This is a genomic window from Halobacillus litoralis (assembly GCF_020171725.1).
GTDB lineage: Bacteria > Bacillota > Bacilli > Bacillales > Halobacillaceae > Halobacillus > Halobacillus litoralis_F.
Genome location: NZ_JAIVAJ010000002.1, coordinates 1 through 23,480, shown reverse-complemented (window position 1 = coordinate 23,480; position 23,480 = coordinate 1). Strand labels below are relative to the sequence as shown.

The 23,480-nt window shown below is 44.8% G+C and carries 20 protein-coding genes and 1 other annotated feature; of the genes, 7 read left to right on the top strand and 13 right to left on the bottom strand.

Annotation, left to right across the window (positions count from 1 at the left end):
- The first annotated feature begins 8 nt into the window (after window positions 1–8).
- Window positions 9–461 carry a universal stress protein gene (locus LCM20_RS04365; RefSeq protein ID WP_225194214.1) on the top strand — a complete coding sequence of 151 codons (453 nt, stop codon included), beginning with the start codon at window positions 9–11 and terminating at the stop codon, window positions 459–461.
- A gap of 518 nt (window positions 462–979) precedes the next feature.
- On the opposite strand, the gene LCM20_RS04360 is transcribed toward LCM20_RS04365, so the two are convergent.
- The 4 genes from LCM20_RS04360 to LCM20_RS04345 form a co-directional block, all read right to left on the bottom strand.
- Complete coding sequence (locus LCM20_RS04360; protein WP_225194213.1) at window positions 980–1,492, bottom strand: molybdenum cofactor biosynthesis protein B; 513 nt, start codon at window positions 1,490–1,492, stop codon at window positions 980–982.
- A complete protein-coding gene (locus LCM20_RS04355) occupies window positions 1,492–2,322 on the bottom strand; it encodes an EcsC family protein (RefSeq protein ID WP_225194212.1) in 831 nt (276 codons plus the stop codon). The genes LCM20_RS04360 and LCM20_RS04355 overlap by 1 nt, the downstream gene beginning before the upstream one ends.
- Before the next feature lie 127 nt (window positions 2,323–2,449).
- Window positions 2,450–3,640, bottom strand: coding sequence for an acetate kinase (locus LCM20_RS04350; RefSeq protein WP_225194211.1), 1,191 nt, complete (start codon window positions 3,638–3,640; stop codon window positions 2,450–2,452).
- A gap of 127 nt (window positions 3,641–3,767) precedes the next feature.
- A complete protein-coding gene (locus LCM20_RS04345; protein WP_225194210.1) occupies window positions 3,768–4,754 on the bottom strand; it encodes a class I SAM-dependent methyltransferase in 987 nt (328 codons plus the stop codon).
- A 224-nt stretch (window positions 4,755–4,978) separates the two neighbouring features.
- On the opposite strand from LCM20_RS04345, the gene LCM20_RS04340 reads away from it, so the two are divergent.
- Complete coding sequence (locus tag LCM20_RS04340; protein ID WP_225194209.1) at window positions 4,979–5,782, top strand: NAD kinase; 804 nt, start codon at window positions 4,979–4,981, stop codon at window positions 5,780–5,782.
- An 87-nt stretch (window positions 5,783–5,869) separates the two neighbouring features.
- On the opposite strand, the gene LCM20_RS04335 is transcribed toward LCM20_RS04340, so the two are convergent.
- The 5 genes from LCM20_RS04335 to ezrA form a co-directional block, all read right to left on the bottom strand.
- Window positions 5,870–7,456, bottom strand: a complete 1,587-nt coding sequence (locus LCM20_RS04335) for an amidohydrolase (RefSeq protein WP_225194208.1) — start codon at window positions 7,454–7,456, stop codon at window positions 5,870–5,872.
- A gap of 95 nt (window positions 7,457–7,551) precedes the next feature.
- Entirely contained in the window at window positions 7,552–8,760 is a 1,209-nt protein-coding gene (thiI, locus tag LCM20_RS04330) for a tRNA uracil 4-sulfurtransferase ThiI (RefSeq protein WP_225194207.1), read from the bottom strand.
- 2 nt (window positions 8,761–8,762) lie between these two features.
- The gene (locus LCM20_RS04325) at window positions 8,763–9,905 is read right to left on the bottom strand and encodes a cysteine desulfurase family protein (RefSeq protein WP_225194206.1); all 1,143 of its coding nucleotides are present in this window, start codon (window positions 9,903–9,905) and stop codon (window positions 8,763–8,765) included.
- 135 nt (window positions 9,906–10,040) lie between these two features.
- Window positions 10,041–10,361 carry a hypothetical protein gene (locus tag LCM20_RS04320; RefSeq protein ID WP_225194205.1) on the bottom strand — a complete coding sequence of 107 codons (321 nt, stop codon included), beginning with the start codon at window positions 10,359–10,361 and terminating at the stop codon, window positions 10,041–10,043.
- A 10-nt stretch (window positions 10,362–10,371) separates the two neighbouring features.
- On the bottom strand, window positions 10,372–12,063 hold the full coding sequence (ezrA, locus tag LCM20_RS04315) for a septation ring formation regulator EzrA (RefSeq protein ID WP_225194204.1): 1,692 nt from the start codon (window positions 12,061–12,063) through the stop codon (window positions 10,372–10,374).
- A gap of 160 nt (window positions 12,064–12,223) precedes the next feature.
- Between ezrA and hisJ the strand changes: the two genes are divergently transcribed.
- Window positions 12,224–13,021, top strand: a complete 798-nt coding sequence (gene hisJ / locus LCM20_RS04310; RefSeq protein WP_225194203.1) for a histidinol-phosphatase HisJ — start codon at window positions 12,224–12,226, stop codon at window positions 13,019–13,021.
- On the opposite strand, the gene refZ is transcribed toward hisJ, so the two are convergent.
- Window positions 13,018–13,620 carry a forespore capture DNA-binding protein RefZ gene (gene refZ, locus LCM20_RS04305; RefSeq protein ID WP_225194202.1) on the bottom strand — a complete coding sequence of 201 codons (603 nt, stop codon included), beginning with the start codon at window positions 13,618–13,620 and terminating at the stop codon, window positions 13,018–13,020. The genes hisJ and refZ overlap by 4 nt on opposite strands.
- Before the next feature lie 119 nt (window positions 13,621–13,739).
- On the opposite strand from refZ, the gene LCM20_RS04300 reads away from it, so the two are divergent.
- Complete coding sequence (locus LCM20_RS04300) at window positions 13,740–14,219, top strand: GAF domain-containing protein (protein ID WP_225194201.1); 480 nt, start codon at window positions 13,740–13,742, stop codon at window positions 14,217–14,219.
- 36 nt (window positions 14,220–14,255) lie between these two features.
- Here the strand turns inward: LCM20_RS04300 and LCM20_RS04295 are convergent, their stop codons facing one another.
- A complete protein-coding gene (locus tag LCM20_RS04295) occupies window positions 14,256–16,124 on the bottom strand; it encodes a diguanylate cyclase domain-containing protein (RefSeq protein WP_225194200.1) in 1,869 nt (622 codons plus the stop codon).
- 374 nt (window positions 16,125–16,498) lie between these two features.
- On the opposite strand from LCM20_RS04295, the gene rpsD reads away from it, so the two are divergent.
- Window positions 16,499–17,101: a 30S ribosomal protein S4 gene (gene rpsD / locus LCM20_RS04290; RefSeq protein ID WP_225194199.1), complete on the top strand. Its 603-nt coding sequence runs from the start codon at window positions 16,499–16,501 to the stop codon at window positions 17,099–17,101.
- A gap of 290 nt (window positions 17,102–17,391) precedes the next feature.
- Window positions 17,392–18,159 carry a hypothetical protein gene (locus tag LCM20_RS04285; protein ID WP_225194198.1) on the top strand — a complete coding sequence of 256 codons (768 nt, stop codon included), beginning with the start codon at window positions 17,392–17,394 and terminating at the stop codon, window positions 18,157–18,159.
- A 23-nt stretch (window positions 18,160–18,182) separates the two neighbouring features.
- On the opposite strand, the gene LCM20_RS20240 is transcribed toward LCM20_RS04285, so the two are convergent.
- Window positions 18,183–18,341, bottom strand: a complete 159-nt coding sequence (locus LCM20_RS20240) for a hypothetical protein (protein ID WP_412097983.1) — start codon at window positions 18,339–18,341, stop codon at window positions 18,183–18,185.
- A gap of 258 nt (window positions 18,342–18,599) precedes the next feature.
- Window positions 18,600–19,865, bottom strand: a complete 1,266-nt coding sequence (gene tyrS, locus LCM20_RS04280) for a tyrosine--tRNA ligase (protein ID WP_225194197.1) — start codon at window positions 19,863–19,865, stop codon at window positions 18,600–18,602.
- Between the two features lie 156 nt (window positions 19,866–20,021).
- Window positions 20,022–20,232 (bottom strand) — a binding site (T-box leader).
- A 125-nt stretch (window positions 20,233–20,357) separates the two neighbouring features.
- On the opposite strand from tyrS, the gene LCM20_RS04275 reads away from it, so the two are divergent.
- Window positions 20,358–23,315, top strand: a complete 2,958-nt coding sequence (locus LCM20_RS04275; protein ID WP_225194196.1) for a transglycosylase domain-containing protein — start codon at window positions 20,358–20,360, stop codon at window positions 23,313–23,315.
- Window positions 23,316–23,480: the final 165 nt, after the last annotated feature.

Sequence of the window (23,480 nt, the reverse complement as noted above, 5' to 3'; positions counted from 1 at the left end):
ATCATCAAATGACTTTTGAATACAAAGACATTGTCGTCGCCGTCGACGGATCGGAAACTGCTGAGGTAGCCTTCAAAAAGGCGATTGATATCGCAAACCGGAACGAAGCTAAGTTGATCTTGTCCCACGTAGTCGATACGAGAGCTTTTGCAACCGTTGAAGCTTACGATCGTTCTCTTGCCATAAGGGCAGAGAAATACGCAACGGAATTATTGAACGATTACCAACAGAAAGCAGAAGATGCAGGTATTAAAGATGTCGTGGTAGATATAGAATATGGTTCCCCGAAGGTAAAAATTGCGAAAGATGTGGCTCCTAAATACAAAGCCGATCTAATCATCTGTGGAGCTACGGGGCTAAGTACGATGGAAAGATTCTTCATAGGTAGTGTTTCCGAACACATCACCCGCTATGCCTCCTGCGATGTGCTCGTAGTCAGACCCGACCAAAAAGAAGATTAAAGAAGAGACGACTTTTTCATAAGTCGTCTCTTTTCAGTCTGTTGAAAAAGGTTAGAAAACGCTTCTGTTACAAATGTGGAGGACAGTGGGGTGGAAAATAACTCGCTTTCCACGGCGGACGGCGAGCTACCTCAGACCTCGTCTTCGGGGATCTCGCCGTGGTCCGTGCATCCCGTAGGAGTCTCGTCATTTTCCACCCCACTGTACGAAGGTAGCGGGAACAGAACCGAGCTAGTACGTGGAAAGCCGAACGTTATTCTGTGCGATCATCGCCTCTTTCAGGTCGTGGCAAATAGAGGTTCCGTTTCCCCTTCATAAAGGTGTTGGCGAAACAGCGAGACTCCTGTGGGAGCAGAGTACAGATGAGACCCCACAGCGACCGAAGGGAGCGAGGCGACTCAGCGGACGCCCACGGAAAGCGAGTTGTTTCGCCAACAGCGCTTTTCAAACTTTATGAGAACCGATAGGACTTTCTCGACATCCTAGAAGAGACGACTTTTTCATAAGTCGTCTCTTTTTTATTTATCTTTATTCAGTTCTCTCGCCACGTGAGTCATTTCAGGGAGAATCAGCTTCTCCATAGCAAGGCGTACAGCCCCGCTTGAACCAGGTGTAGAGAACACCGCTGTATGCCCTTTCGTCCCAGCAACAGCCCTCGACAATAAGGCCGCAGAGCCGATGTCTTCCGTGTAGCTGAGCATTCGGAACAACTCCCCGAACCCTGGAATTTCTTTTTCAATTTGTGATTGAACGGCTTCAATCGTGATGTCCCGCGCAGCGATGCCAGTCCCTCCATTCGTAAGGATGACATCAACATCAGGGTGTGAGAACCCGTCCTTTAAAGCACCGGTTACCTTGTCAAAGTCATCGGTAACAATACGATAATCCACCACATCATGCTGTTCTTCCTCGAGATACTCAAGCATGATCTGCCCACTTTTATCCGTTTCTTCTGTTCTAGTGTCACTAATCGTGATCACCATACATTTCACAGAGTCCGGCGCTTCTCTTTTATGAGCTTCGACAGCCATCAACTTTCCCCTTTCATCGTGTGTAAATGACGGTATTGATAAAATCGAAGAGCGAAGTCCGTGACCCTCTTTGTCAGGTGGTAGTTCGAGTAAGCTCCGACAGCGATGCTGATGAAAGGAAGCCCCTGGAATATCTTCTTCCTGAACATCAGAATGGCCAGCGATTTGGTAATCTGCTTAATCGGCTGTTCCAACCATTTCTCATCGGTCAATTTATCGTCTCCGCTGTAGATATAGGGATGCTCTTTATTTTGGATCTCAAGGACAAGCTCCCGCCATGCATCAGCCTGCAGTCGTTTAGGCAAAGTAGCTGCATGAAATACCTTCAAAGAAATCATCATCTCATAAGGGTGGTTCATTTCGTGGCCGAACGTGAGACCGATCAATTGAACCGCTCTTATGTTCATGACCATCATAAGGGGGAAGTCGACACCGAGAAGCAGCCACCCCCCCGTTCCGGTGAGACCGCCTTGGGTGAACGAATAAAGCCTCCCCCGCGCTCTTTGCTGGTCCGCTATGTACGTCAGCTGATCAATGGTTAAGTGGTGTTTCATGTCATCAATGATTTGAATATCCTCAGAAATCGCACGCCCGACCGTCAAGATCCGCTCTCTCGCATCGTTTTGAAAAGAACTCCCCTGCAAAAACGCGTGAGTATGAAAAAACCAATCATCCAATTTCGAAAAAAGCTTCTCCTTCACACCCGGATCCATCCTACCGAAGCTATAGGCCAGCCAGTCGTCATACACCCGTTCGAAATCGTTCGGCTGGTAGTTCCGGTAATGATCCATCCATTTCTTCACATCTTGGGTAATTCGTTCTTGAGACAAAAAAAGCGCCCCCTCGCACCTTATTTTTCCTTTTCTTTATTGTATCGCTACTCCATTCAAAAGGGCAAGCACGAGAAGAAAAGCAAAAAAAGTGGTGACCCTCGTTTGAGGATCACCACTCTATCTATTATAGTCCTTTTTCAACTGTATCGCGTGCAATCATAACCTCTTCGTTCGTAGGAATGATCATTACTTTTACAGGAGAGTGCGGATAGTTTACGAATGCTTCTTTACCACGTACTTGGTTCAACGATGGATCCCAGTAAACGCCCATGAACTCAAGACCTTTCAGGACGCGTTCACGGATGGATGTACTGTTTTCACCAACACCTGCTGTGAAGATGATGCCATCGATTCCGTGCATGCGGGATGCATAAGAACCAATATATTTGTGAATACGGGCAGCGAATACTTCCAGCGCAAGCTCTGCACGCTCGTCGCCTTCTTTTGCTGCATCTTCAATATCACGAAGGTCACTTGAGAATCCGGAAAGGGCAAGCATACCACTCTCTTTGTTCAATACGTTCATGACTTCGCTTGCAGATTTACCTGTTTTCTCCATGATGAATGGAATCAAGGCTGGGTCGATGTTACCTGAACGCGTACCCATTGTTACACCAGCAAGTGGTGTGAAGCCCATGGACGTGTCGATGGATTTTCCGCCTTCAATGGCTGCAATACTTGCTCCGTTTCCTAAGTGACAGGAAAGTAAGCGAAGCTGCTCGGCCGGGCGCCCAAGCATCTCAGCGGCACGCTCTGACACATATTTGTGAGATGTACCGTGGAAACCGTACTTACGAATGCCATACTCCTCATAGTACTCATATGGAAGGCTGTACAGGTAAGACTGTTCAGGCATCGTTTGGTGAAACGCTGTGTCAAACACCGCTACGTGAGGGACGTTCGGCAGCACTTCACGGAACGCATTGATACCTGTAAGGTTCGCAGGGTTATGAAGCGGCGCTAGATCTGATACACCTTCGATCTCTTCAATGACTTCATCCGTAATGAGGACGGATTCACTGAAACGCTCTCCGCCGTGTACAACACGGTGTCCAACGCCATTGATTTCATCCAGTGATTCGATGATTCCGTTAGCTGTCAGCTTGTCCAACAGCATCGTAACGGCTTTACCGTGATCCGGGATTTCTGTAACTGTTTTATCTTTTTCATCGTTGAACTCGATTGTGAAAACAGCATCGTCTAAACCGATACGTTCAACAAGACCTTTTGTAACAACTGTTTCTTCTGGCATTTCAATCAACTGGAATTTCAGTGATGAACTACCTGCATTTATTGCTAGAATTTTATTACTCAACGTTGCTCATCCCCTTAAGATAGGTTCGTTTGTTTCTACCACTACTATTTAATCACCCGTTACGTGCGATTTCAAGGCGGAAAGAACATGATAACGTTTACTTCTTATATTCACTATTTTCACACAATTACTGCAACTTATACTGATCAAACCATTGATTCATCTGAGCAAGGATATCAGCCATGGCATCAGGGTTCTTGAACGATGGAAGTTTAACAAGAAGCGCTTCTTTGGGTGCTTTCGTCTCTTTCCCTTTCTTCTGTAAAATCAAGATACTCTTGCCATGTTTTTCATCTTTGAACAATGAATCAGAAAGCTGGAGCATGCCGACAATATGAGCATGTTCACGTAAGAAGGCATTCAGCTGCTTGGATTGATCGCTGTCGAACAGGAAGTTCGGCACGATGAACATAAGGTAGCCGCCTTCTTCCGTATAGTTCAATCCTTGTTCAATAAACAAGTGGTGAGCGTACGAATGGCCTTCTTCTGCTTTCAATTCATAGTTCGCAGCTGTGACATCATCCGGGTAGTAACCGACAGGAAGGTCAGCCACTACGAAGTCAACCGGTTCCATCAGAAACGGACGAAGGCTGTCCTGGTGGAAGAACTCGATATGGTTCTTCTGAAGGTTGGCGTTGGTAACGGCCAGTTGGATCAATGTCGGGTCCACTTCACTAGCGTACGCATTGGTAGGCATCTCAAGCTGGTTCATAACCGACGTTATTAAATTACCCGAACCAGAAGCTAAATCAAACAGTTTAAGATTTTCTTTTCCTTCGAATAGTTTGGATGCGATGTATCCCATAAACATGGCTACCGAATCCGGTGTAATAAGGTGCTGTTGCTGCGTCGCTCCTTTCATCCCTTTAAGGATGGTCAGCTGGACAGCTTTCCGGACTTCTTCTTTCTCAAATTCATCTTTCGATAGTTTCGTCAGCTCATTGTTCAGTGTTGTTTGAAGACCTTTACTCATATCATCAAAAGGCTTGCCATTGAACAGAACATCGAGCGTCTCTGCAATCGATTCTAGATAAGTGATGTTCATATCTTCTGATACGGTCATAGCCGTTTCGTCAATCCATTGGAATAACTTTTCCACGTTCTCTTGTTTCATTGTCATTCTCCTTCAACGAGCAAATTAAAAAGAAAAGAGCGCATCTGTCCTGAAACACAATGCGCCATTATCGATCTTGTTCTTCTTTCTTCTGTTTACACCATATCGAATTATCCAGCTGGATTCAACAAAGACGCTATTGACGGACTTGTGTGAAAATTGAGTGCGGTTTCACGAAGAAAATGGTAAAATGACATCACAGCATACATAAAGGAGGAAACATTGTGTCCGATCAACGTAGAAACCTATATTTCTATTATCACCCAAACCATGAGATCGACGATAAAGTAAAAGCCCTTTTCCAATTGGCTCAAGATAATGACTTTCATTTAGTGGAGGACTCCAAAGAAGCCAATATTATCATCGCCATCGGAGGCGACGGCACATTCCTGCAAGCAGTCAGAAAGACAGGCTTCAGACAAGACTGCCTTTATGTAGGAATCCGCAGCCAAAACGAAGCAGGGTTATATTGTGACTTCGACATTGATGATCACGAAGAAATGATCCAATCTATGAAGAATGCTGAAGTGGAAGTCCGACGCTTCCCGATCATCGAAGCGACCGTCAATGGGGAATCCACATTCAAATGCTTGAACGAGTGCAGCGTCCGCTCTACCCTGATTAAATCAATTGAAATGGATGTGCATATCGACGATCTTCATTTCGAGACTTTCCGAGGGGATGGACTGGTTGTGGCAACGCCTACCGGCAGTACAGGATACAATAAGTCCACCAGTGGAGCGGTAGTCGACCCGAAGCTCCCTTGTTTCCAAGTCAGTGAGCTGGCTTCCTTGAATAACAATCGTTACCGAACTCTCGGGTCTTCTTTCATCCTGAGTGGTGAACGTACACTAAGGCTTGACGTGCTTCAAGACGGCAACGACTATCCTGTGATCGGTATGGATAATGAAGCGTTCTCCATCCGAAACATTCATGATGTCACAATCAAATTAAGCGATGATGTCATCAAGACGGTGAAAATGAAACACAACACATACTGGGACCGCGTCAAGCGGACCTTCTTATAATAAAACCTTTCCAAAGCAAAGCGTCCAGGCTGCGAAACCTGGACGCTTTATTCTTGTGATCATTCCAGCAGGATGCTCTTAAAGCCGTTAACGCTGATATACAATGTCTCCATCAACAATCGTCATCATAACGTTGGCATCAGCTAGTTCATGTGATTTTAGAGCAAACAAATCCCGATCCAATACCGTGAAGTCCGCCACATAGCTCTCTTCGATCTTACCTTGTGAATGCTCCTTGGAAATCGCTTGCGCACTGCCCTTCGTATAGAGGGAGATCGCTTCATATACAGAAAGACGTTCCTCCGCTTGATAGACTTGGTGATCATAAGTCGCTCTTCGATCCACCGCGGCTCTGATTCCAAGCAATGGATTGATTTCTTCGATCGGCGCATCCGATCCTCCAGCGCACATAATCCCCGCATCAAGTAGTGTTCTCCAAGAGTAGGAGGTCTTTAAGCGTACATTGCCGATACGATCCATCACCCACGGAAAATCTGAAGCAACGAATGTCGGCTGAAGATCTAAGACCACGTTCAAGGACTTTAACTTCTCAAGCAGGTCAGCACGAAGAATCTGGGCATGGATGATACGGTCTCTTTCACCCGTTTGCAGAGGCTGCCGTTCAATTTCATTTGCTACGGCTTCCACTGCCGCATCACCAATGGCATGAACCGCAATAGGCATATCACGCTTTCTCGCTTCACCTACAAGTGAAGCCAGCCCCTCTTGCGTGTGGATCGCTACCCCTTTATTTCCCGGGTCATCCGCATAGTCTTCTGAAAGCCAGGCCGTCCGGCCGCCAAGCGCGCCATCAGAGAAGATCTTGAGCGCACCGAGCTCAACAAATTCCGTCCCTTTTTTGAAACCCAGGTTGTGAGCATCTACATCCTCAATGACGCCGTGGTGAACGAGCAGATGAGCTCTGAATTTATAACGCTGTTCATTGATGATGTCCGTAAAGGCATCCAGTGTTTTCTTGAATCCACCATAATAGTTCAAATCCTCACTGTGCCCCCCGACAAGCCCATGTGCGTGCATGTCATTTACGGCAAGTTCGGTCGCCTTCCTCAAATAATCCGGCGTTACTTCCGGCATCGCTTCTTTAATCAGTTCCTGTGCCTGGTCATGAAAGTATCCGGTCGTTTCACCTTTTTCATCGCGTACAATGACACCCCCCTGAGGGTCAGGCGTACCCTTCGTAACCCCCGCCATATCGATGGCTCGTGAGTTCGCAAGGAGAGCGTGGCGGCAAACCCTTGTCAGCATCATAGGGTGTTCTGTCGAAATCGCATCCAACTCTTCTTTATGTATGATGCGTTTTTCTTCCCACTGATTCTCGTTCCAACCATCGCCGATGATCCACTCCCCAGGTGACAGCTGTTCAGCATGCTGCTTCAATGCTTGGACGACCTCTTCTGCTGACTTCATAAAGGACAAATCAAGCCTCATAAGGCGCTCTCCATGACCGATGATGTGCAAATGACTATCCGTGAAACCAGGATACATCACAGCGCCTTTCAAATCATGCTCTTCCACAATTTGATCCTTGAATTTCTGGAAAAGAGTCTGCGTGTCTCCAGTTGCGACAATCGTACCTTTCTCAGTCACAACTGCTTCAACCCATTCTCCTTCCTTCTTCATCGTATAAATCTTGCCTCCATACCAAAGTTTCACATCCCTGCACCCTCTCTAGCTTTTAGTACTACTTATACCACACTCAAGTACAAAATGAAACGAAAAGAACCGCCCCGGAGGGAGCGGTTCTTTTATTAGAACAGATCGCTGAATTCATCTTCCTGCTTGATCTGCTTGCCGTCTTCTATTTCAATGACATAACTATCTTCTAAAGCTTTTTCAATATCTTCCGTAAAATCAGAGTTCGACTCGTAATAATTGGCCTTTTCTCTGTTTGGCTTGGTTTTCGGAGCTTTCGGTACGAACACTGTACAACAGTCTTCATACGGACGAATGGAAATATCATACGTGTTGATTTTTCTGGATAGATCGATGATCTCGAGCTTGTCCATTGTTGCAAGTGGGCGAATGATGGGATAGTTGGTCACTTCATTGATCGTATTCATACTTTCCATGGTCTGGCTCGCAACCTGTCCCAGGCTCTCTCCTGTCGTAAGAGACAGGATCCCTTGTCGTTCTGCGAGCTTTTCACTGATTCGCATCATCATACGTCTCATGATGGTCATGCTGTACCCTTCCGGCATTTCACGGTGAATCTTCTGTTGGATTGACGTAAACGGAATTACATGTATTTTAATTTTATTCCCATACTGACTCAGCTGTTCTGCCAAATCGATCACTTTCTGCTTCGCACGGTCACTCGTATAAGGAGGAGAGTGGAAGTGGATCGCCTCAAGCTCGACTCCCCGCTTCAAGGTCAGGTAACCGGAAACCGGACTGTCGATGCCCCCTGAGAGCATGAGAAGGGATTTTCCTGTTGTGCCGACTGGAAGACCTCCTGCTCCAGGATAGTCACGGGCCGTAATGTAGGCTGCCTCCTGACGAACTTCAACCTTAATCTCTACATCAGGATTGTGGACATCCACGGTTACACCTTCCGTATTTTGAAGAATGTGACCTCCAATAAGAGGGTTCAAATCCTGAGAGGAAATAGGAAATTCCTTATCCGTACGCTTTGAAGAGATCTTGAACGTTTTTGCTCCCTCAGCATCCCGGAAGGCAAGGAGCGCCGCTTCTTTTAAGTTCTCTTCCGTTTTCTCCACCTTCACAGCAAAACTTAAGCTGTGGATTCCGAACACTTTACGACATACATCCATCACCGCGTGCGGGTCTTCGCCATTTAGCAGAATGTACATGCGATCTCTTGTTTTATGAATTCTTGCACCGGGAAAAGGCTTCAGCTTACGAATTAAATTGCGCATAAGCTTCTGCTCGAACGAGCGTCGGTTTTTCCCTTTTATCGCCATTTCTCCGTAGCGAATCAATATTTGATCAAAGTTCATTTTTATCTCCCCATTGTCACTTGTAGTTGTTCAATTGATGCCTTCAATGCTTGTACAAATGTCATCAGTTCTTCTTCCGTGTTCGTATAGGACATGCTGACTCTCAAAGCTGAGGTCGTCCGTTCCCTGTCCACATTGCACGCCTTTAATACAGCACTCACATCCGGCTGCTTAGACGAGCATGCCGACTTCGTTGATATATAAATGTCACGCTCAGACAGCGTATGAATTAATACCTCAGGCTTAAATCCCGGAACCGAAAAATTAAGAATGTGCGGAGCTCCATTCTTCGGTGAATTTATGAAAACTCCTTCTATCTCTTGAAGCTCATTCCATAAAGACTCACGAAGCTGGTTTAAATGGTTCCGCTTCTTTTCTTGGTCTTCGAAAAGGAACCGGAGTGCTTTCACAAAAGCTACGCTCCCGGGAAGGTTCTCTGTACCTGCCCGCTTTTCCTGCTCCTGTCCACCTCCGTGAAGAAGTGGAAATAACAGAACCTCCTGCTTCATAAGAAGAGCGCCGGTTCCCTTCAATCCGTGAACCTTATGGCCAGAGACTGTACATAAATCGATATGATCCTTATTTAATGAAACATCTATTTTCCCAAGCCCTTGAACATGGTCGACATGAAAGAAAGCTTTCGGATACTCGTTCACGATGCCGCCAATTTCCTGGATGGGTTGAATGGTTCCCAGTTCATTATTTACAGACATGATGCTTACTAGGATCGTGTCTTCCCTCATCGCTTCAGAAACATCTTGTGGGTTGACTTTCCCTTCTGAGTCGACCGGAAGATACGTCACGTCAAAGCCCAAAGATTCCATGGCACGAAACGCCTCGATGACCGATGGATGCTCAACCTGAGAGGTGATCAGATGCTTTCCTCTCGACTGGTGCATAAGAGCAATTCCTTTGATGGCCATATTGTTCCCTTCTGTTCCTCCAGAAGTAAAAATGACTTCCTTAGGCTGTACACCGAACCATTCAGCGGCCTGGTTCCTCGTTTGCTGAAGCAATCGTTCCACTTCACTTCCGAAGCGGTGAACAGATGATGGGTTTGCAAAAAACTTATCTGCTACCTTTTTATAACTTTCAAGAACCTCAGGGTGAGGCTGTGTCGTTGCGCTATTATCCAGATAGATCATGGGCTCTTGAGCTCCTTTGTTTGAAATTCCAATCCATAATATTATCATAACACGAATCGAAATGGAAGAAGGCTGCCCTCTATCCCAGTAAAAGAAAAAGCCACCTCCCCTGAAAGGGAAGTGACTTTTAAGACGTTATTGTGATTCGATGTTGAGAGACTCAAGCACTGTATCGATACTGACTTTTCCATCTTCATTCATATCATTGATCCAGTTTTGAGTGAGCGCATCCGCACCGAGGATCGTTTCTGCATCGTTGATCGACTGGTCAGTCCGCTCGAAGTGAGCTGTTAATTGATCGTCCGTGATCGATTTATTGTAATGGATTGGTTCTATAGCTTGGCTGTGTGTTTCAGCCCATTCAACGGTATTCGTTGAAAAGACATAGAAGCCGATAACAGATGACCACAATACAATCGTCAACGTCGCCAAACCAATAAGACCCCATTTTCTCATCCTAACACTCCTAAGCCAATACTTGCTCCTTGTCTTCAAGTCGGGAGAATGCGTGTGGATCCACTTCATTTAAAGCCTCTTTCGCTAATTCTAAAGCCGATTGATAACGACATTCCCTAAACTCTGCTTCTGCTTCCAACAGCTTTGCAGCAAGTAATGGATGTTTACTCTTATACCGGTTGGCATACTGAATGACTCGTTCGGCTAACTCTGCCGTGCGCAACGTTTCATTCGCTGCCTGAGTCAACTCTTCCGTCAGTTGAACAGCTTCCTCTAATTTCTCACCCACTCGTGACATATCAAGTGGTTGCTGCTCCAAATAGTCGAATACGATGGTAATTTTTTCACCAGCTGCTTTCATTTTCTCAAATACGACTTCAGGGATGCCAGGAAGATTGCTTCGTTTTAAGCGACGGTGCGTGTCCATCAGCTTCTGCTCCATTTCAGCAAGCTTTTCTTTTGCTTCAAGCTCGTCTTTTCTGAGCGTCTGAACATTCTCGCTGAACGATTCCTGTTTTTCCTTCAGTTGCTGAAGATGTTCCTGTGCTTCTTCCATCTCTTCTCGGATCTCAGCAAAGGAAGTCTCCCCATCTCCCCGCTTCTCATCGACTTGATATAAGCGGTTCTTCAACTGGCTATACCATTTCTTCAGGCTGCGGTAGGTTTCAATATCTTCATCGCCCAGTTGATAGGTATATTGTATCTCTTCTATTTCCTTCTCCGTCAGCTCTAAAACATAATCAAGCTCATCCAGCTGAGATTGAAGAGGACCATACTGTTTTTCAACGAAGTTATGGGCGACTGCTTCTTTCTCAAGCATTAGATAAATTTCCTGAACACGCGCTTCAATCTCGGTCAACTCTTTCTCCACGTCGGTTTGATCTCCCTGTTGAAGTTTGGCTGCCATAGATTTGAGAGAGCGTTCGAAATTATGTATTTCCGGTTTGAAGCTGAAGTGCGAGAGACGATAACCATCTTCTTTCATTTCCTGAAGACCGTTCGTTAACTCCTTCAACTGTTCAGGTAGTTCTGTCTGAGCTTTTTTATAAAGAATCGGGAATTGTTCTACTTCCTCTTTCAGTTGCTTCACTTGTCGACTCGTCGATTGAGCCAGCTCATCCGCTTCTAAGTAATCGCCCTGTTCGACAAGGTGTTCATATTCGTCAAAGCTAGCCTGCCATTCGGCTATTCTGCGTTCGAACACATGAACAGCTTTCCCATAAGCATGACGTTGGTCTACGAGCTCCTTGGACAGTGCTTTCAACTCAGGTTTGAGAGATTCCATTTCTTCTCTGCTGTTCTGCTCTGAATTCAACAATGTATCAAGCTCTTCAAACATAGAAGCAATGCTCTCTTCAATCGCTTCGAGCTTCCCCTCCGTATGAGCTACGACCCTCTTCACACGATTGAATTGATACTTATCCGCCGCTTCTTCGGCATCAAATAAATCTTCTTCTAACTCAGGAAGTTCTTTCGTAAGAATCTGATCCCAGCGATTCCTCCACCCTTCGAACTTCTCCTGCGTTTCGCCTGATAGATTCAGCGCCTTCACTTTCGACAGCTCATCCGTTACTCTTCTGTTCATAATATCCATCTTCCAGCTTTCAAGGCGATCCACTTCATCGTACACACGCTTCCGCCAAATAAGACCCGTAATGAACAGCACGATAAGCAGCAAAATACCCCCGATGACGTACTCCATAATTATCCTCCTTACACGTTAACGCCCACAGTTGGAACTGGTTCCGAGATTAATGATTGATTGCTTATTATGATACCATGTAAATAGCACTTTTGGCTAAAATATTTCAAATTTATCAACTGATTGACAATTACTTTAACAGGTAAAGGAGGATTCACCTATGAGAGATGGACACATCCATACTCCTTACTGCCCACACGGAACGCTCGACTCCTTGAAAGAATACGTAGAAAAGGCGATTCATGTGGGATACTCAACGATGACCTTTACAGAGCACGCCCCCCTCCCGCCTTCCTTCGTCGATCCTGTACCTGATAAGGACAGTGGGATGAACGCACAGGATGTCGAACAGTACCTCAAAGACTTGAACGGATTGAAAGCGGAGTATGAAAAGGACATAACGATTTTTGCAGGCTTTGAGCTGGACTATATATCCGGGTATGAAAAGGAGACAGAAGCCTTTCTGACACAATATGGACCAGAGCTTGACGATGGCATTCTATCGGTTCATTTTTTACAGGGGAATAGCGGATGGTATTGCTTGGACTTTAGTCCTGACATGTTCCGTGAGGCTGTCTTGGACTTTGGGGGGATAGAGCAAATGTATGAAGCCTACTTCCGTCAAGTACGCGCGTCGATCGAGACAGACCTCGGTCCTTTTAAACCTTCAAGAATCGGGCATATGACATTGATTCGAAAATTTCACGAGCTCTTCCCATCACCGTCGAATTGGCAGCAGATGGCCGTAGAGGTGCTCCGTTCTGCCAGTGACCATCATGTCGAGCTCGATTACAATGGTGCCGGAACACAAAAACCCCATTGCAATGAGACCTACCCGACAAAACCAATTGCCGAACAGGCCCATGCCATGGGGATCCCCCTTGTATATGGCTCTGACGCTCATAGCGCCTCTGGCCTTAAACAAGGATATCAACAGTTATCAAATGTATGTCGTTAATAGTGAGCGCTCAATGATTTGACCGTCTGCTGTTCAGACATCAATTCACTGTACACCTCCACGAAGTGATCAATCGAAGCTTCCGTAATGAAGGGGTCTCTGCACTCGTGTGGCATCATAAAAGGGGCATTCAGCAACCCTTTCAATTGCAGAAGACAGAGCTTCTCTCTGAACGTCACTTCAACTTTTGATCTTTTATTAAAGAGAATGAGGTTGAATAAATGGTTTTCTTTCGCAATATAAGTGACCAGCATTTCTCTTGCAAAAATCGTATTCAGGGAAAGTTCTCTATAAACTAAACAAGAGAGTTGATAATTCATCTGCTTATAATGTAGAATTTTTTTCAACAACGATTCCAGCCCCAACTGAAAATCAGAGGCTGCTTCTTGTTCCAGTAAATCCAAATAAGGTTCAAAGTAATTGACAGCTAACGATTCAAACAACCCTTGTTTGCTTTTGAAATAGTAATGAATCAAAGACACGTTTACATCGGCGGCATGAGCTATATCCCGAACGGATGTCCCATTAAATCCCTTGCTGTAAAAAAGTCGGCACGCTACTTCCAGCACCTTATTACTCGTTTGATTCTGTCGGCTCATTATTTTTCCCCCTCAAGGGAATAGTTCTTTAAAAAGCAGGATTTTCCTGCTGGTAATCGTTCATCAAATCACGACATGATTTTCGCGCTGCACGCGAATTCATGTAAGGAGGACTTAACATGTTTCAGACCATGACCTACACTGGCACTAAAAAAGAGAACTACGAATTGCTCATCAAACAGCTCAAAGCTCTCATCGAGGATGAGCCTGATGAAATTGCCAATCTATCAAATGCTGCATCCCTGCTCAACCAGTTTCTCGACGATGTCAACTGGGTAGGATTCTATCTATGGAAGAAAGACGAGCTCGTTCTCGGACCATTCCAAGGGCTACCTGCCTGCGTTCGTATCCCATCTGGCAGAGGCGTCTGCGGTACAGCCGTAGCGGATCAAGAGGTTCAGCGTATTGCCGATGTTCATGCATTCCCAGGACATATCGCCTGCGACGCCGCCTCCCAGTCCGAAATTGTCGTACCGATGATGAAGGACAACGAAGTGTACGGCGTACTCGATATCGACAGTCCGTCCAAAGACCGCTTCGATGAAGAAGATGAGGTCTACCTTAAAGAATTTGTTGAAACATTACAGCAGCACATTTAAACCAAAAGCTCTCTGCCTAACAGCAGAGAGCTTTCTTTATGAGGAAACAACAATCCGGTTCTTTCCATATTCTTTTGCAACATACAAGGCTTGATCAGCATCTTTTACAATCTGCTTCACATCCGGTCGCTCTGAGGACCTCCAGGACGCCATACCACAGGACACTGTTACGGAGGGGTTCGTCTCTACAGCGATGGTAGACCGAATCGAATCAGCCAGGTGGTACGCATGGGACTCTGTTAAACCTGGAAGGTACACAGCCAATTCCTCTCCTCCCCACCTTGCGCCAAGCCCTTTATCCATAATGGTATTCTGGATGATATCAGCGACCTGACAAATCACATCGTCCCCGATTTGGTGACCGTACGTATCATTGACCTTCTTAAAGTTATCAATGTCGAACAATAAGAAGTGCCCCCGCTTGTCCTTGTTCAGGTGATGTTCTACTTTTTGATCTAAATAATTCCTGGAATGGAGCTTCGTCAAATAATCAGTAATAACCGTCCTCTCAAGCTCTTCATGAAGCATAGAGTTGGCAAAAGCGAGCGTTGAGTGGTGGACAAGGGATTGAAGCAGCTTGAATGAGTCGAAGCTGAAATAATAAGGTTCCTTGTGCAGCACGATCGCAAGACCATCCAAATACTCATGATCCGTCATCGGGACGGCCATAAGAGAGTGATATTCAAACGATTCTTCCAGACGCATGGTCAAGTCCCCGATAAACACGGCTTCGTCATTCTTAACGAGGTCTCGATCAACTTTGGTTATCAAAGAATGGCAGGCTGGACTTTCAAAGAAAGCTGAACTGCCCTCCAGAATATCAAAGCTGGTGTGACTTTCATTTTCAAAAAGAATAATCCCCACTTCATCTGCACCAAACGACTGATCGATACGATCGGCTACATACGCAATTTTATCTGTTAATTTCATAGTTGAATTCAAATGTTTCGACGTGGAATTGATCAATTGCAAGTCGTTATTCAGTCTTCTTGACTGTTGATAGAGTTGAGCATTCTCAAGGGCATTACCTGCGTCCTGAGACAAAAGATCAAAAAACTCGATTTGTGCTTCTGTAAAATAAAGTAGCTGAGATGATACGACCTGAAGCACACCATAGACTCCCTGCTTACCCTTAAGAGGAGCGTATAGAACCGATTCGTCTCTTTCTTCAGAATCCTCAATCTGTAGTTCTCCCATTAAATAGGCCTGCGCACTGGCTTGTGAAGAGGCTTCTTTATTGTACGTCAGGCTTTTGACCGGCAAGTCCGCCTGACACGTGTGATCCTGAGAAAGCAATAAGTAGTAATGAAATTGAGGGTAGACCCTCTTTACCGTTTGGATCACCTGCTGAAGGACGTCTTCACTATGGTTCGTTGAGTGAAAGTCCGATGTTCCTTTATATAAGCGTTCATATTTCTGCTTCTCTTCCAAAGCGGCAAATACGACACGCACTTTATTGATTGATTTGCTGACTTCGATTCGAACAGACCTCAGCAATTGTTGATCCATTTCCCTGAAAGAATGATGCTGGATTACAAAGAACCCATACAACTTGTCCTCAATCAAAGGAATCACTGAGAAGGAGCGATCCGATGCCTCGCGGTCAACTAATGGATTGACGAACTCCCCCTTGTGAAGTATATTGGATCCTTCAAATGATATATCATGAACCGAAAAGGACTCCAGCCATTGCATACCGTCATCTTTATGGTTTGCATTCAGGTGGAAGCCACCTTCCCAATCATCCAATACATACACGCCACACTGTTGGACTTGAAGAAAGTTACGAATTTCTACAGATAGTAAATAAAGAAATGTGTCAAAGGTGTATGTCGTATCTTTCGTAAACAATTCAAAAATCCGGGCTTGAAGGTGTTGAAGGCTTTGTTTGCTATGTATTTGCATGACCAATATTCACACCTTTCTCTTCTTCACATTTACACTTGAGTCTATTGTACCACTACTTTACACCTTAGAACGAGTTGAACTGTGTAAAAATTTTATTTTTTCTAAATCCCCTTGTAAACTTAAATTTAAACCTAATAAATTTGTTAGAGAACTTGACTTATCCCCGAATAAAAATTATAATGGTCGTTGTGTAAAATAAATGGCAGCCTTTGTGAGCCGCCGTTGTGTACATTTTGTTCCTCTATTAAGAGGTGCATCGTGTAACTCTCTGCTGCTGGAGCGATGGTGCATGAAAACATAATGTGCAACGGAACAAGGACACACACGGTTTTTATTTTATACAAAATAAAAATACAAAGGAGGAAATTCCTATGGCACGTTATACAGGTCCAACCTGGAAAAAATCACGTCGTTATGGTATTTCTTTAAGCGGAACTGGTAAGGAACTTGAAAAGCGCCCTTACGCTCCCGGACAACACGGTCCAAACCAACGTAAAAAACTTTCTGAATACGGTCTTCAGCTTCAAGAGAAGCAGAAGCTTCGTTTCATGTACGGCTTGACTGAGCGTCAATTCCGTCGTCTATTCGACCAAGCTGGTAACATGAAAGGTATCCACGGTGAGAACTTCATGGTTCTTCTTGAGTCTCGTCTGGACAACCTAGTGTACCGTTTAGGTCTAGCTCGTACGCGTAACCAAGCTCGTCAGCTAGTTACTCACGGTCACGTAACTGTAGATGGTGGTCGCGTTGACATCCCATCTTACCGCGTAGCTCCTGGTCAAACGATCAGCCTTCGTGAAAAATCTCAAAAGCTTAACGTTGTCGAAGAAGCAATCGAAGTAAACAACTTCGTTCCTGAATACCTTACTTTCGATGAAGACAAGCGTGAAGGTACGTACTCTCGTTTCCCTGAACGTTCTGAGCTTCCTTCTGAAATCAACGAAGCGCTTATCGTTGAATTCTACTCTCGTTAATAGAGTCGAAAAGTATATCTTAGCAATAAAAGCCTTAGAAACGTTGTTATACCAACGTTTCGGGGCTTTTTTGTTTTTTGTCTACTTTGCAAAATAGTGCAAACATATGCTCTATTCTGGGGCGAATTATCGTTGTAGATAGTATGAAGAGTTCATAAATATTGTGTGGGCAGCCGGATGTAAAGAACTTTCATTAAAGCTAATCAATTGACACTTTGCAAATTTATCAATAGCCTATACAAAAATGCAAAGTTTTCCATAATCCGATAGAAATTGTAGGAGTGATAATGTTGAAAGTGACTCTTAGTATGTTTTTAACTACTAACACTACTGTGACCAACGAAAAGCTAAATGAGTTGATTTCGAGTTTTAAGGACGACAGAATATCCGCACTTCAAAATAACCTTTCCTATGTAATGACCTATTTCACCATATTGATAGCGATTGTTGGATTGGTCACAACATTTGTGATTATGTATTTAAACAAAAAATATAAAGAGAACTATGAGGAACGGCTTGAGGAAATAGATAAAATCAAAGAAGAGACTAAAAAATATTTTGAAGATGTATCAGTTGCTTATCAAGAAGTCATAAGAAGTGAGAAGGAAGTTAAGTCAAAAGATGGTATTATGACCTCAAAGCTTAGAGTGCTAACTAAAAAGCTAAATCAAACAATAGAATTACATGAAAAGACCGACAGCCTTAAGTCCCAAATAAGCTACCTTGAAGGAAAGCAGCAAAAACTTGAAATCAGTAACACCTTCAAAGAAATAGACCCTATTGTTTCAGAAAAATTATCATTTCTAGAATCTCAAGACACTCTACACATTACCGACGACGATTGGTCCTATCACAAAGATAGTTTTATTGAAATCCGAGATGAGCTAAAAAAGAAATTAAACTATCCTTATACTTACGATTTATTCCTGAAAGATGAACACGATAGCGACTGGGCTGATACACATATACAAGATCTCTCTCAGACTTTTGATGAATATGAAAAATACATGCAAGATATTATAGAAATTGCAGTAGCTCATCAAAATAAAAATAGTTAAAGAGCACAGCCGCGCTTTTCTCCTTAACTAACCTGAATTTCCTTTTCGAGTAAATGCCTAATTATTTTATCTAATCTCTGTTCGACAGCTCTGATGTTACTTTGAACTGTCCCTTTATTAAGGTCAGTTATTTTGGCGATTTCATCAAATGAGAGTAAATGGACTTTGCTCAATAAAAATATGTCTCGTTAATAGAGTCGATTCTAATAGCGATATAATCAAGCCCTTGAATGCTTTTCGAAGTGTTCGAGGGCTTTTTCTATGTTATTTAGCTCTCCTCCTTTTCTACATCATACCAAAGCGTCAATCACACCCTGCTTATGATGCTTCATTTGACTACATTCTCAATCAGCCCCCCCTCCATAAAAAAAGCCCGGACGATAACCGTCCAGGCTTCTCACAGGCTGAGAGACTATACTCAACCCTTTCTCTTATTCTAATTAGAAACGAACAAGGAAGTATTTCTTCTTACCACGACGAATAATGGTAAACCGGTCTTCAATACGATCTTCTTCATTGATCGTGTGCTTCAAGTCCTGATTCCGTTCCCCGTTAATGTAGATCGCTCCGTTCGAAATGTCTTCTCTTGCCTGACGCTTAGAAGAAGCAATGCCTGAATCGACAAGAAGTTGTAGAAGCTGTGGTTCTTTTTCGTCTGAGCTGTATGCCGGAACATCTTTGAATCCTTGCTCAATCTCATCTCCTGAAAGAGACTTGATATCACCACTGAACAGAGCCTCTGTAATGCGCTCTGCCTGCTCTAAAGCTTTTTCGTCATGCACGAGAACCGTCATCTCTTCTGCCAGGCGGCGTTGTGCGACACGCTTCTCCGGCTGTGTTTCGACTTCTTTTTCAAGCTCTGCAATCTCTTCAAGAGAAAGGAACGTGAAGTACTTCAAGAAGCGGATCACATCACGGTCGTCTGCGTTGATCCAGAACTGGTAGAACTCGTAAGGTGTCGTCTTCTTAGGGTCAAGCCAGACCGCTCCACCTGCCGTTTTACCAAATTTCGTTCCGTCTGCCTTTGTAATCAACGGAATCGTCATGCCGTACGCTTCGACTTCTCGCTCACCAGCTGCCGTACGACGAAGCAGTTCAAGACCTGCCGTAATGTTCCCCCACTGGTCACTTCCACCGATCTGAAGCGTGCAGTTTTCTTTTTCGTAAAGCTTCTGGAAGTCGAGAGATTGAAGAATCATGTATGTGAATTCTGTGAAGCTGATTCCATTTTCGATTCTGGATTCAACGGAATCCTTTGCCAACATGTAGTTGATTCCGAAATGCTTCCCTGTATCACGAAGGAAATCAATGACCGTGATTTCAGAAAGCCACTCGTGGTTGTTTCTTGCAACCGCAGCATTTTCTCCTTCGTCAAAGTTCAAGACCTTAGCCATTTGATTCTTTATGCTTTCACTGTAGCCGAGAACAACCTCAGCCGTATTCAGCTGACGCTCTGTCGAACGGCCACTTGGGTCGCCGATCATTCCTGTACCCCCACCAACTAGTGCAATGGGCCTGTGACCAGCTTTTTGGAAACGTTTCAGCATCATCAACGGAAGAAGGTGGCCGATGTGAAGGCTGTCTGCTGTCGGGTCAAAGCCGCAGTACAACGTCACTTGCTTCTCACTTAAATGCTTTTGTAATCCTTCTTCATCTGTTACCTGGTTGATCAACCCACGTTGTTCCAAGTCTTTTAGTAATTCCATTTCTGACACCCCTTTGTAATGTAAGTCCGTCAGCCGATAAAGTAGTACAGAGGCTCTATGGACTGAGGGCGGAAGTTCGACGAAGAATGCAACGTTTGGCTCTAACATCGAACAAACCTGCCTCAGCAGACCAAAAAAAATAGACCTCCTCCCTGGAAAAGGGACGAGGTCTATTCGCGGTACCACCCTTGTTGCGCATCACTGCGCCACTTGTATCGATAACGGCTCCAATAAGCCGTCTTCTGATTCATACCAGAAGATCCGCTCCAGACCGTATTTCAAGTTCAAATCTGTACTGGCTTCCACCACCGCCAGCTCTCTGGGAACAGGGATTTGATCCTCTACTGCAATCCTTCAACGCACGCTTATAAAACTGTATATCTATATTTATCATATCTAAAATAAAAAAGCAACAAGATGATTCGATGGAAATATGTCCTAACTTATCGACGTATGTTATAATTATGTGTGGATTTTTTAGGGGGTATGATAATGTCTGATAACCAGAAAAATGGGCGAAATAAATGGGATTTCAAGTCTTTTTGGCAAAATGGCTTAATCCAGAAGAACACACGAATTACGTATGATGTCGTTTGGAATATTATTTTATTTTTCATCATTATCGGTGTGGTCGGCCTTTTCTTTGCCGGAGGTGTTGGTGCAGGGTACTTTGCTTCCCTCGTGAAAGACCAGCCCATTGAAAGTAAAGAGCAGCTGACTCAAAACATCTATAACTATTCGGAAACCTCCGAAATGTATTTTAATGATGAAAATACGATGCTCGGTAATGTACGCTCCGATTTATATCGTGAAGAGATTGAAATGAGTCAAATCAGTGGTCATTTGAGAAACGCCGTCATTGCTACGGAAGACGAATACTTCGAAGAACATAATGGTGTCGTCCCTAAGGCGATCATGCGTGCTGTTCTTCAGGAAGTGACAAACTCCTCAGTTAAGACCGGTGGTAGTACACTGACCCAGCAGCTAGTCAAGAATCAGATTTTGACGAATGAAGTGTCGTTTGAACGTAAAGCAAAGGAAATGCTTCTCGCTCTTAGAATCGAACGATTCTTTGAAAAAGAAGACATCTTGGAAGCCTACTTGAACATTGTTCCGTTCGGCCGAAATGCGAATGGGCAGAACATTGCAGGTGTACAGGCTGCAGCGAAAGGAATCTTCGGTCGTGATGTAAGTGAATTGAACTTGGCACAATCCGCGTTCATTGCGGGCCTCCCTCAGTCACCATTCGGCTATACTCCATTTACGAATGGCGGAGAAATCAAGTCTACTGAAGGGCTGGAGCCTGGAATCGACCGGATGCACGAAGTACTCGACCGGATGCTTGAAGCCAATTACATTACGCAGGAAGAGTACGACGCCGCCATGAAGTTTGACGTGAACCAAAGCACGTTGGCGAAGTCTACAGAATCTGCTTTTGTACGATATCCTTACCTGACTACAGAGATTCAGGAAAGAGCGCAGGATGTATTGAAAATTCAACTAGCCCAACAAGATGGCTATACCGAGCAACAACTTAATGAAAATGATGAGTTGAACCAGGAATATAGTACTCTAGCAGAACGCGAATTAAGCGCTGGAGGATATAAGATTCACAGTACCATCGATAAAGGCATCTATGACACGATGCAGGATGTGAAAGACGCCTACCAAAACTACGGAAGAGATAAAACGACTTACGAAACGGACCCTGAAACAGGCGAACGCGTAGCCGTTAATCTTCCGGTTCAGGTTGGAAGCATGATCGTCGAGAATGAGACAGGTAAGATCCTCGGATTCGTTGGTGGTCGTGATTTTGATATTGAACAACTGAACCATGCTACAGATGCAAGAAGATCAATCGGTAGTACGATGAAACCATTGCTCGTATATGGTCCTAGTATGGATATGGGTGCGGCTCAGCCGGGCTCTGTTATCGCGGACGTCCCTTACCGTTACCCTGGCACATCCACGGAAGTAAACAACTACTCTGGAGGACACAGCGGTTTCGTATCGGCGCGTTACGCTTTGGCCAGGTCTTACAACATTCCAGCCGTTAAGCAGTACGTGAACATCCTACCTCAGAACCCAGTAAAGAACTATTTAGAGAAGATGGGATTCAATGGATTCTCTGCTGTAGACTATGAAATTCCTTCTCTGGCTCTTGGCGCGAAGGAATTCACTGTAGAAGAAAACACGAATGCGTATGCAACATTTGGAAATATGGGGCGTTTCACAGACGCTTACCTGATCGAGAAAATCGAAACGAAAGATGGAGAGGTCATTTATCAGCATGAGTCTACAATGACTGATGTATTCTCTCCTCAGACCGCTTACCTTATGATCGATGTCATGAGAGACGTACTGGAATACGGTACGGCGAGCCGTGTCAGAAGCCAGCTTTCCTACCCGGGCGTAGACTGGGCAGGAAAAACGGGTACATCACAGGATTACAAAGACTCGTGGTTTGTTGCGACTAACCCGAATGTAACCGTCAGTATGTGGACGGGATACGACAAGGATAAAGGACTTGATCGTGGCTACAGCAGCCGCACACAAGGCGCATGGACTGATGTCGTCAATGCTGTATCCAAAATCCGTCCTGAACTGATGGTGCCGGACACGAACTTCCAAAGCCCTGGTGGTTTAGTGACACGTTCTTACTGTGCCACATCAGGACTTCTTGCATCAGATTTGTGTAGTTCAATGGGGCTGGCAAGAAGCGATATTTACAACGCTCAATTTGCTCCTACTACTGTCGATGACAGCTTGATCAGCGGCAATTTTGTAAAAGTTCAAGGACAGCTTGCTGTCGCTGGGCCGAATACCCCCGGTGAGTTCATCATTGATGGCGGCGGCGTGACACTTAGTCCAGAATTCCTTGAAGAGAATGGATACACGTCATCTGCTGTATTGAGAGAACTGTTACCTGATACTGGAGCGTTCAGCAATGTAGCATTGCCATCAGCCGGAAGCATTGGATCGACAACATCTACCGTTCCAAACGATGGTCAGGCACCAGCTGCGCCAGGAGGCGTATCAGCAAGTGGTTCAGCACTAAGCTGGGGCGCATCGGGAAGCGGAGACGTCGTAGGATACCGTGTGTACCGCGCTTCTGTACCTGGAGGATCCTACTCCCTTATCGGAAGCACGACAAGTAATTCAATCAGCTACTCTGGAGCAGAAGGCATTTACGCAGTCCGTGCGGTTGACTACTTCGGATCTGTATCTGGATTATCCGGAACAGCGACGGTCGGAAACCCAGGCGCACCTGAGCCTGAGCCCGAACCGGAACCACAGCCGGACCCAGAACCAGAGCCAGAGCCAGAGCCAGAGCCCGAACCGGAACCAGAGCCTGAACCCGAACCTGAACCAAATCCTGATGACGGAGATTCAGGACAACAAGGTGATGGCTCAAATGACGGCAATGAAAACGATTCAAGCAACGAATAGTAACACTCTTAACGAGAAGGCAGTGACTATAAATAGTCACTGCCTTCCAGTTTGTTGAGAAACTATGTCTTATAGTGCGCTAATACCATTATTTGTAATTTTTTCTTTATGTAAACCGTTAAATGACCTTGATAAGAGGTCTCCTTACCCTCTTTTGCTCAATAT